This window comes from Ghiorsea bivora (assembly GCF_000744415.1).
Lineage (GTDB): Bacteria > Pseudomonadota > Zetaproteobacteria > Mariprofundales > Mariprofundaceae > Ghiorsea > Ghiorsea bivora.
This window is the reverse complement of record NZ_JQLW01000006.1, coordinates 346587-355000: the sequence shown is the minus strand read 5'-3', so window position 1 is coordinate 355000 and position 8414 is coordinate 346587. Positions and strand designations below refer to the sequence as shown.

Below are 8414 nucleotides of genomic sequence, written 5' to 3'. Positions count from 1 at the left end.
GCATCTAAGGCGCAAGATATCAATGTTTTTGTACCTGATTTGGCATACTGTACTGATAATGCTGCAATGATTGCTTATGCGGGTGCCTTGCGCTTTCAACAAAATGATAAAATAACAAATGATTGGGATGCCAATCCACGATGGAAATTAACAGACCTAACATAAAAAGGCTACTGTAGAAATACAGTAGCCTTTTGTAATATTGTGTTACGTGCTTAATTTAGCTTACGTCGTACTAGAAATACAGTACCTAGCAAACCAAGGAACATCAAACCTTGTGTGCCCAAGCCTGTAGTCATGCAATGTAGACCTCCCGCTGTTCCTGAGTCACCAGTGGCTGCAGCTGCTCCTAAAATCAACGGGGTTGGAGGGGTTGTTGTTACCGAGAATTTGCCAGCAACGTAACCAGTACCATCTTTAGCTGTAATACGTGTTGGCACTGTAACATATGTGTCTACTGAAGCATAAGTATCAACAATAACATTAGTATAAATATCAATACCTGTGTAAATATCAACATTTCCAATATATGCATAAGCTCCAATTTGAGCATAAGCCCCAATAACGGCATAATCATCAACAACAGCATAAGCATCAATTTGCGCATAAGGTTCAATGATTGCCAGTGGACTTACTTTTGCGTAAGGATCAACGGTAGCAGTTACGGGTACATTTGTAGCACCACCGATGGAGATAGGGCTATTGGTGTATTTAGTTATAGCTTCTTGTTGAAAAACTGCGGTGCTGTATAGGTCAAAAACACCCTCATCATTAATTGTGATATTTACGCTACCATTTGAAATGTTAGCAATGAAACCACTATCTGCACTATTTGCAGGCAACTGAGGAATAACAGTGCCTGTGTTGTCGTAGAAGGTGATAACAGCGTCAGCTTGAGCACCACCATCTTTAAACATAAACTCTGTGGTGCTAAGTGCAGGGGCTATAGAGTTGTATGGTGATATAAAATCAACGGTGCCGCCTAATGCGATCACTGGTGTACCTGCTTGTAAAGAAAGAGTGCTTACGGGACCGCCCGTGACCGCTTTGGCTGTAATGCCAGTGGCTGTTTGATCAGGTGTTATTAACGCGGGAGTGGATGTTTTATAGTTAAGTAATGAACCTGCAAAAGCTTCTTGCTGATTGCTAAAACCATCGCCATCGGAATCTAAAGGTGCCAAGCTATTGTAAGCATTAAGTAGTGAACCTGCTAAGTCATCATTAGAACGTTGTCCAAAAGCAACACCAAATGAAGTTGTGACATTGTTTTCAGTTGCGGGGGAGCTTGAGTGGCAGGTTGAACATGAAATCATATTCACGCCAACTAATGTGCCTCCTACATGGTAGGTTGCAGGTGCAGCTGCAGGGTAATATGGTTTTGCAGTGGTAACTGTTGCAAACAGAGTGCTAGATAGTAAAACACCAGTTGTCAGTATATGTGTTGTCCTTAACATGGATATTTCTCCTTTAAATGTATTGTAATTTAAACTGAATATTATTTTTGAATGGTGAAACTTAGCGGACAAATTTTAAGAAAACATGACAGATGTCACAAAAGTGTCTAAAAGGTATGTATATAGTGTGCGCAAATGGATTACTTAGTGATAAGTGCTGGACAGTGAGGCTGTTTTGTTGTTCAATTTGACACAGATATAGATTTGAGCAGACTCAGTATTATTAATAAGTAGAGGGGATAACATGATTTCAAAACATTATTCAAGAATGGCGTTGGTGGCTGTTGCAGCAGCAAGTTTGGTATTTGCAGGCTGTGGTGGAAAAAAAGATGATGTGACTATGGACGGGCATGCTGGCAAGTCTAGCAGCGAAATGTCTTCGGATATGAATGGTGCAAATGGTTCAAGTAGCACACAATCAGCAGGAAACTTGGTTGCAAAACCTGCAACAAATTCTGTTTATTTTGCTTTTAATAGTGCTGAAGTAAATAGTTCTGGAAAAACTGTGTTGGCAGAATATGCAGCTTGGCTGAAAGCGAACAAAGATGTGAAGGTTACAGTTGAAGGCAATTGTGATGAGCGCGGTAGCCGTGAATATAACTTGGCACTAGGTGAAGAACGTGCGAAAGCTGTGAAAGCTGAGTTGGTTGCGAATGGTGTAAGCCCTATGCGCATTGATACAGTTTCATTTGGTGAAGAACGCCCTGTATGCACACGGTCTGGTGAAGCTTGTTGGGCACAAAATCGTCACGGTGATATTGTTAACCGTTAATTTTAAGGTTTAAGATGAAGCTTTTGTTTCTTATTAGATTAAAGCCACCGATTTTGTCGGTGGCTTTGTTGTTGGTGTTGTTGACAGGGTGTATGGTTGATAAACAACCTGATGCATGGTTGGCGGATAAAGATTTGGTGATACAGTCTTTACAAGATGCACATACCAATAATGCTAAGCTCAAACAAAACGTTGAGCTTTTGGATCAACGTGTGATTTATTTGGAAACAGAGCAGGCGAAGCAAGATAGTAAAATTCGAGCATTGGAAGCAACGTTGGCAAAAAAAGAACATGCCAAAAAGCAAGCGAAGAAAAAGAAAGCAGTTAAAAAACAATCCAAAATACTGAATGATAAGTTAGATAAATTGTCAGCTAAGCTTAATCCAGCAGTGGTGAAACCTGTTGAAGCCAATGCTGCAGCCTTGGCAGAAAAAAATGCTTACACAGCAGCTTATTTGGCATTAAAGAGTGGGCGTTATGATGAATCGTCTTATGGTTTTAGTGCTGTAATTCAAGCACATCCTGAAGGTATATATACTGACCAAGCTTATTACTGGTTGGGTGAAAGTTTAATTGCGCAACATAGGGATAAAGAGGCGGTTGATGCTTTTAAGCTTGTTGCAAATAAGTATAAAAAGAGTCCAAAACATGCTGCGGCATTATTGAAGTTGGCATCGGTATACATAACACTTCATCAACCCAAAAATGCACGTTCTGCATTGGAGCGTGTGATTAAAGAACATCCTGATAGCCGTTCAGCAGAAAGAGCGCGTATTCAACTGGATAATTTAGCTAAGAAAAGTGGAGTGAAAAATAAATAGTCCACTTGCGAAATCACTTCGCATCCATGAAATTTATCAAAGTGTACAAGGAGAAAGTACATTGGCGGGTATGCCATGTACTTTCATTCGCCTTGCGGGATGCCCCTTGCGCTGTGTGTACTGTGATACGCCCCAAGCGATTCCTTTAGATTCAGGGCAAAACATAAACTTAGACACTATTTTGAAAGATTTACCTCAGCCTTTAACACCCATTGCCCTTGTTACAGGAGGGGAACCGATGGCACAAAAGTATTGTATTGCATTGTTAGAAGCGTTGCTTCCCGTGTATAAACATGTGCAATTGGAGACTGCGGGTGCTCATGATATATCCAAAGTTCCTGAACAGGTGGCAATTATTTTGGATATAAAAACACCTGGAAGTGGTGAGGTGAAACGTAACCGTTGGCAAAATATGCAACATTTACGAGAGAATACAGAAATTAAGTTTGTGCTCACAAATCGAGAAGATTATGTATGGGCAAAAGATATAATGGCGACTTATGACTTGGCAAAGCAATGCACAGTATTAATGTCGTGCACTTGGGGTTCGCTTGAGCCTAAAGACTTGGCTGCATGGATTGTTGAAGACAACTTGCCAGTGCGATTGCAATTGCAGCTCCATAAATATATTTGGGATGCGGAGGCAACAGGCGTATGACAGGGAAAGCTGTGGTATTATTATCAGGCGGATTGGATTCAGCTACGGCATTGGCATGGGCAACACAGAAGCAGGGTTGGGAATGTTATAGCATCGCTTTTGATTATGGGCAGCGGCATCACATTGAACTGCAAGCATCGGCAGATATTGCAAAAGCTTTTGCAGTGAAAAAACATCAGGTGATTGCTGTGGATTTACATGCGATTGGGGGCTCAGCCTTAACCAGTGAAATGGATGTACCTAAAGATCAAGTTGAAAGCCAAAGCATACCCTCGACTTATGTGCCTGCACGTAACCTTATTTTCCTGTCGCTTGCTTCGGCATTTGCTGAAACTGTAGGTGCAAACAAATTGGTGATAGGTGCAAATGTGGTGGATTATTCAGGTTACCCTGATTGTAGACCTGAATTTCTTGATTCATTTGCGAAAACGGTTGCTTTAGGTACCAAAGCAGGGGTAGAAGGCGCTGATTTTGAAGTAGTTGCTCCCTTATTACATTTGGATAAGTCAGAAATTATTCAAATGGGTTTAGCCTTGGGGGTAGATTATGCCATGACCCGCTCATGTTATGACCCTAAAGAAGATGGTAGCCCTTGCGGACATTGCGATTCATGTCATTTTAGAAACCAAGGTTTTGCTGCATTGGGGAAAAGAGACCCGCTGTTAGGGAAGCACTGACTTTTGGCAGAATACCAATAAATAAGCATCTCTTTAGGTTAATGTTTTAACCACCGCGATTTCATCACAATGGCTAAATTTGGGGCAATGCACACAAACTGTCCAAATTTTATGCGGTAAACTTTCTTTGGCGACCACGGTATAACCTTGAGATAGAAAGAATTTATCGATATAAGTTAAGGCAAATACTCGGGTAATGCCCAATTTGCGGCTCATGGCTTCACATGTTTTGACCAACTGGTGACCAATGGACATACGTTGTGCCTTGGGCGAGACCACTAACGAACGGATTTCAGCCAAATCTGAGTCATAAACATGCAGTGCAGAAACGCCCAATACCACCTCATCTTTAACCGCTACGACAAACTCTTGCAAATGTTCGAAAATATCATCTAAGTCACGGCTAATCAGTGTTTTATCGTGCATGAAAGGCAGCATTAAAGCATAAATTTGTTCAACATCTTGGGCTTGTGCAGGGCGCACTTCAATTGTTGGGCTTCGCATCAAGTTTGCCCGCGTTTAAGCATGGTTGCGGCATGGCTAAGGCTTTCATCATTCACACCACCCAACATACGTGCAATTTCGGATGTACGTTGTTCGTTTGTAAGTAATGTTAAATTGGTACGTGTGCGGTTGTCTTTCACAGATTTTTCAATGGCAACCTGATGGTGGGCACATGCAGCAACTTGCGGTAAATGTGATACAACCAATACTTGGCGCTCGCTACCCATATTACGCAGCAATTCACCTACACACCAGCCTGTTTCACCACCAATACCGACATCGACTTCATCAAAAATAGCGGTGTCAGGCTCATTTTCTAATGCTCCACAGCCTTTGAGGGCTAAAACTAAACGGCTTAACTCGCCACCCGATGCTGTATCTGCCAAGCTTTTGAATGGTTCGCCAATATTTGCAGCGGCAAGCAATTGAATATCATCCCAACCATCGGTTTTCCATGTGTTTTTATCACTACGTGGTTCAATGCTTGCAGATAACTGCATATTTTTAAGCCCCAATTGATTTAAAAAAGGGCGCAGGTTTTGAACAAGTTTGTCTGCTGCCTGAATACGAGCTTGGTGAAGTGCTTTTGCTGCTTCTTGATAAGCTGTTTCCAGTGTTTTTTGTTGAGCAAGTAGGGCTTCTTCATCCCAAGATGCTGTATCCAAGGCGCTCAGAGCTTCTTGCCACTGGTTGACGAGTATTAAGAGCCCATTCTCATCGGTATCATGCCTGCGTTTGGCAGCTCTTAAGTCGGCAAGTCTATCTTCGGCTTGCTGTAAACTTATGGCATCAACGTGGCTGTCCAAAACCTCTTGTAAATAGGGTGATACTTCGCTGGCAAGCGCATCCATTTGCGTGAGTAAAGCATAGGCTTCTTGTAAACTAGGGTGATGCTCTGCAATGGATTCAACTTGGTGAATGATTTCACCCAACAGGTTACGTACAGTTACTTCTTGTTCATCAAATAAATTAAGGGCGGTTGCTGCAGCCTGTTGTACTTGTTCAATGTTGCGCCCTGCTTCACATTCGGTTTCTAGTTTGTCTTCTAAACCATCTTCAATATCTAATGCTAATAAACGTTCACTTTCTTCGCGCATCCATGTTTCTTTTTCAAGTGCATTATCACGATTGCCATGCAAGTCGCGTAGTCGTTTATTGATTTCAGAGAGCTGTGTATATGCCTTTTGCACTGCCTGTTTTACTGTCGGTTCAACGCGTGCATCAATAATCTGTTGTTGGAACTCAGGTTGCATCAGGGTTTGGTGCTCATGTTGCCCATGTAAATCAAAGCAAATGGTACCGATTTGTTTTAATACACCAGCAGCAGTAGGTATGCCATTCACCCATGCCTTTGAGCGACCTTCAGCAGTGATGACACGGCGAATGATAATGCCATCATCGGCATCAATATCTTGTTCTTTGAGTAGCTGAAGTAGACGCGTATCTTGGGAGTCAATTTCAGCAATGACCTCAGCTTTTTCTGCACCGTGGCGCACCCAGTCCGCATTGGCACGTGCGCCAAATACTGCACCCAAAGCATCCACCAGAATTGATTTTCCAGCACCTGTTTCGCCTGTAAATACAGTCATACCTTTATTCAGCTCGAGTTCGATGCGTTCAAAAAGTGCAAACTGGCGTACATGCAGTGAAACAATCATGATTGTTGCCCCGCCCAACCCAATTTGTTGCGTAATACCTCAAAATAATGCCAATGTTCCAAATAAACCAGTGTGATATCACCTGTGCGTTTGATACATACTTGATCACCTAAGTTTAAGGTGGAGTGGACTTGCCCATCCAAGTTGAGGGCGGCTGGTGCTGGGCTATCAATGAGGTTCAGTTTAATTTCATCATAAGACGGTAAAATAATCGGTCGATTGGATACGGTATGTGGACAAATGGGAACCACGCTAATGGCTTCAATTTCAGGGTGAACAATCGCACCACCTGCGGATAATGCATAAGCTGTTGAGCCTGCTGGCGTTGCCAAAACCAAACCGTCGGCGCGTAAACGAAAAACAAACTGCTTGCGGGCATACATTTCAAACTCAATCATGCGTGGGTGGTCGTTGCGTTGTAAGACTACATCATTCATCGCCAGCCCTGAGCTCAGGGTGCTTCCATCACGGATGACATCAACTTGTAAAGCAAAGTGTTTTTTTACTTTAAACTGACCTGCCAAGACTTCATCCATGACATCAAACATATTGCTTAAAGGTGTGTCGGTTAAAAAACCCAAGCGACCAAGGTTGATACCAAGAATAGGTACACCTGAGCCGACAAAACAGCGCCCAGTTTGTAGTAAGGTGCCATCACCACCGAGTACAACCATGAGCTCAACATGTTTTGGCATATCCACAAGTGGAACACTTTGTGCATCACTGTGATTGGCAATTTGCGGGGTAACAAACACGTGCAGTTCTTTTTTTTGTAACCACGTGCTTAGTTCGCACGCTGTTTTTAGTGCAAAGTCATCATGTCGTTTGGCAACAATGCCAATACGTTTCATTTCGTTGTCACTACGCCGCCAACCCAGTGGTCAGGTTGTTTGTGGCATTGGAAACATTGGTTTGCTTTGGGGTGTCCTAGTGGTTGAGGTTTTACGCCATCTACACCGTGGCATGTCATGCATTGCTCGCGTGATGTTACGTTATCGTGCATAACATCATCAGGGACAGCTTTGGTGGTTCGCTCTTTGGCACCCAAGGTGAGAAAGGTGATGACAATGGCTACAATCACAATAAATACGGTATCACGTTTACTGATTTTCATGGTTTTTTTTGTCCTTTAACATGTGTTCAATTTGATTTCTTACGCTTGCTATTCTTTTTTTGTCAATCCCGCTAATGCATATTTTTCCTGTTGGTTGTTTGCCACACCGACCAGGGTATGAACCGATTTCAATATCAGGATTACTGCTTTGAATTTTACCAAGTTCTCGCGCAAAGCTACTTTCAGGCAGGCTAACTTCAATTTCTTGGCGTATAAATGTTTTACCTGTGGTGAAGTGGGTTAATACGGATTCCAATTGTGAGGCGAAAATATGGGGTATGCCTGCAAAGACATAAACATTTTGAATCAATGCACCAGGGCATATCGATTGTTCACAGATGATAGGTTTTGCACCTTGCGGTAAACGCGCCATGCGGCGGCGACCTTCAGTGAGCGCGTCTTCACCATAGAAGTTTGTCATCAATTGGATGGTTTCTGCATGTTCAAGCAATGGCACATCAAAAGCATCGGCGACACTTTGCATGGTAATGTCATCATGGGTGGGGCCAATACCGCCACTGGTGATGACTGCATCATATTGTTGATGTAGGCGTTGTAAGGTGTTGATAATGGTTTCTTGAATATCAGGAACAATAGCAACTTCGCTTAGTTTGCAGCCTACATCAAATAATGTTTTAGCTGCAAACCAAGCGTTAGCTTCGCGTGTGAGCCCTGATAATACTTCGTTGCCAATAATAAGAATGGCAACGGATTGAAACGAGGTTGTATTGTGTTCGGCATGAGGCATGCCTAAAG

General features: G+C 42.6%; 11 protein-coding genes (1 of these 11 only partly in view). 5 read left to right on the top strand and 6 right to left on the bottom strand.

The genetic code is table 11. From position 1 onward, the window contains the following. A protein-coding gene (gene tsaD, locus DM09_RS04365; protein ID WP_038247807.1) for a tRNA (adenosine(37)-N6)-threonylcarbamoyltransferase complex transferase subunit TsaD crosses the window boundary here: on the top strand, nt 1-165 show its 3' end. The gene continues 849 nt to the left of window position 1, outside the view; only the last 165 of its 1014 coding nucleotides appear in the window; the start codon falls outside the window, past its left edge; the stop codon is at nt 163-165. Between the two features lie 50 nt (nt 166-215). Here the strand turns inward: tsaD and DM09_RS04360 are convergent, their stop codons facing one another. Further along, entirely contained in the window at nt 216-1454 is a 1239-nt protein-coding gene (locus tag DM09_RS04360; protein ID WP_038247806.1) for a hypothetical protein, read from the bottom strand. Nucleotides 1455-1698: 244 nt separating this feature from the next. Here DM09_RS04360 and pal point away from each other — a divergent pair, with 244 nt between their 5' ends. From pal to queC, 4 genes are all read left to right on the top strand, one after another. Further along, nucleotides 1699-2226, top strand: a complete 528-nt coding sequence (gene pal, locus DM09_RS04355) for a peptidoglycan-associated lipoprotein Pal (RefSeq protein WP_038247805.1) — start codon at nt 1699-1701, stop codon at nt 2224-2226. Between the two features lie 14 nt (nt 2227-2240). Beyond that, nucleotides 2241-3047, top strand: a complete 807-nt coding sequence (gene ybgF / locus DM09_RS04350; RefSeq protein ID WP_038247804.1) for a tol-pal system protein YbgF — start codon at nt 2241-2243, stop codon at nt 3045-3047. 70 nt (nt 3048-3117) lie between these two features. Further along, nucleotides 3118-3705 (top strand): radical SAM protein, encoded by a 588-nt coding sequence (locus tag DM09_RS04345; protein WP_051938133.1) that lies wholly within the window; start codon nt 3118-3120, stop codon nt 3703-3705. Further along, on the top strand, nt 3702-4382 hold the full coding sequence (queC, locus tag DM09_RS04340) for a 7-cyano-7-deazaguanine synthase QueC (protein WP_038247802.1): 681 nt from the start codon (nt 3702-3704) through the stop codon (nt 4380-4382). Before DM09_RS04345 ends, queC begins: the two co-directional genes overlap by 4 nt. Nucleotides 4383-4415: 33 nt before the next feature. On the opposite strand, the gene DM09_RS04335 is transcribed toward queC, so the two are convergent. Genes DM09_RS04335 through DM09_RS04315 form a run of 5 tightly spaced genes read right to left on the bottom strand, consistent with a single transcriptional unit; the run spans nt 4416 to nt 8406 of the window. Then, nucleotides 4416-4886 carry an N-acetyltransferase gene (locus tag DM09_RS04335; RefSeq protein WP_038247801.1) on the bottom strand — a complete coding sequence of 157 codons (471 nt, stop codon included), beginning with the start codon at nt 4884-4886 and terminating at the stop codon, nt 4416-4418. After that, the gene (locus DM09_RS04330; RefSeq protein WP_038247800.1) at nt 4886-6544 is read right to left on the bottom strand and encodes a DNA repair protein RecN; all 1659 of its coding nucleotides are present in this window, start codon (nt 6542-6544) and stop codon (nt 4886-4888) included. The genes DM09_RS04335 and DM09_RS04330 overlap by 1 nt, the downstream gene beginning before the upstream one ends. Then, a complete protein-coding gene (locus DM09_RS04325; RefSeq protein WP_038247799.1) occupies nt 6541-7395 on the bottom strand; it encodes an NAD(+)/NADH kinase in 855 nt (284 codons plus the stop codon). Before DM09_RS04325 ends, DM09_RS04330 begins: the two co-directional genes overlap by 4 nt. Continuing rightward, nucleotides 7392-7658 (bottom strand): hypothetical protein, encoded by a 267-nt coding sequence (locus tag DM09_RS04320; protein WP_051938123.1) that lies wholly within the window; start codon nt 7656-7658, stop codon nt 7392-7394. The genes DM09_RS04325 and DM09_RS04320 overlap by 4 nt, the downstream gene beginning before the upstream one ends. Then, entirely contained in the window at nt 7645-8406 is a 762-nt protein-coding gene (locus DM09_RS04315) for a competence/damage-inducible protein A (RefSeq protein ID WP_038247798.1), read from the bottom strand. The genes DM09_RS04320 and DM09_RS04315 overlap by 14 nt, the downstream gene beginning before the upstream one ends. Between the last annotated feature and the right edge of the window lie 8 nt (nt 8407-8414).

Excerpts from the sequence above, each read along its gene's own strand:
- DM09_RS04360 (WP_038247806.1), bottom strand. The coding sequence starts at position 1,454 with ATGTTAAGGACAACACATATACTGACAACTGGTGTTTTACTATCTAGC.
- DM09_RS04325 (WP_038247799.1), bottom strand. The coding sequence starts at position 7,395 with ATGAAACGTATTGGCATTGTTGCCAAACGACATGATGACTTTGCACTA.
- pal (WP_038247805.1), top strand. The coding sequence starts at position 1,699 with ATGATTTCAAAACATTATTCAAGAATGGCGTTGGTGGCTGTTGCAGCA.
- DM09_RS04315 (WP_038247798.1), bottom strand. The coding sequence starts at position 8,406 with ATGCCTCATGCCGAACACAATACAACCTCGTTTCAATCCGTTGCCATT.
- ybgF (WP_038247804.1), top strand. The coding sequence starts at position 2,241 with ATGAAGCTTTTGTTTCTTATTAGATTAAAGCCACCGATTTTGTCGGTG.
- DM09_RS04345 (WP_051938133.1), top strand. The coding sequence starts at position 3,118 with ATGCCATGTACTTTCATTCGCCTTGCGGGATGCCCCTTGCGCTGTGTG.
- DM09_RS04320 (WP_051938123.1), bottom strand. The coding sequence starts at position 7,658 with ATGAAAATCAGTAAACGTGATACCGTATTTATTGTGATTGTAGCCATT.
- DM09_RS04330 (WP_038247800.1), bottom strand. The coding sequence starts at position 6,544 with ATGATTGTTTCACTGCATGTACGCCAGTTTGCACTTTTTGAACGCATC.
- DM09_RS04335 (WP_038247801.1), bottom strand. The coding sequence starts at position 4,886 with ATGCGAAGCCCAACAATTGAAGTGCGCCCTGCACAAGCCCAAGATGTT.
- queC (WP_038247802.1), top strand. The coding sequence starts at position 3,702 with ATGACAGGGAAAGCTGTGGTATTATTATCAGGCGGATTGGATTCAGCT.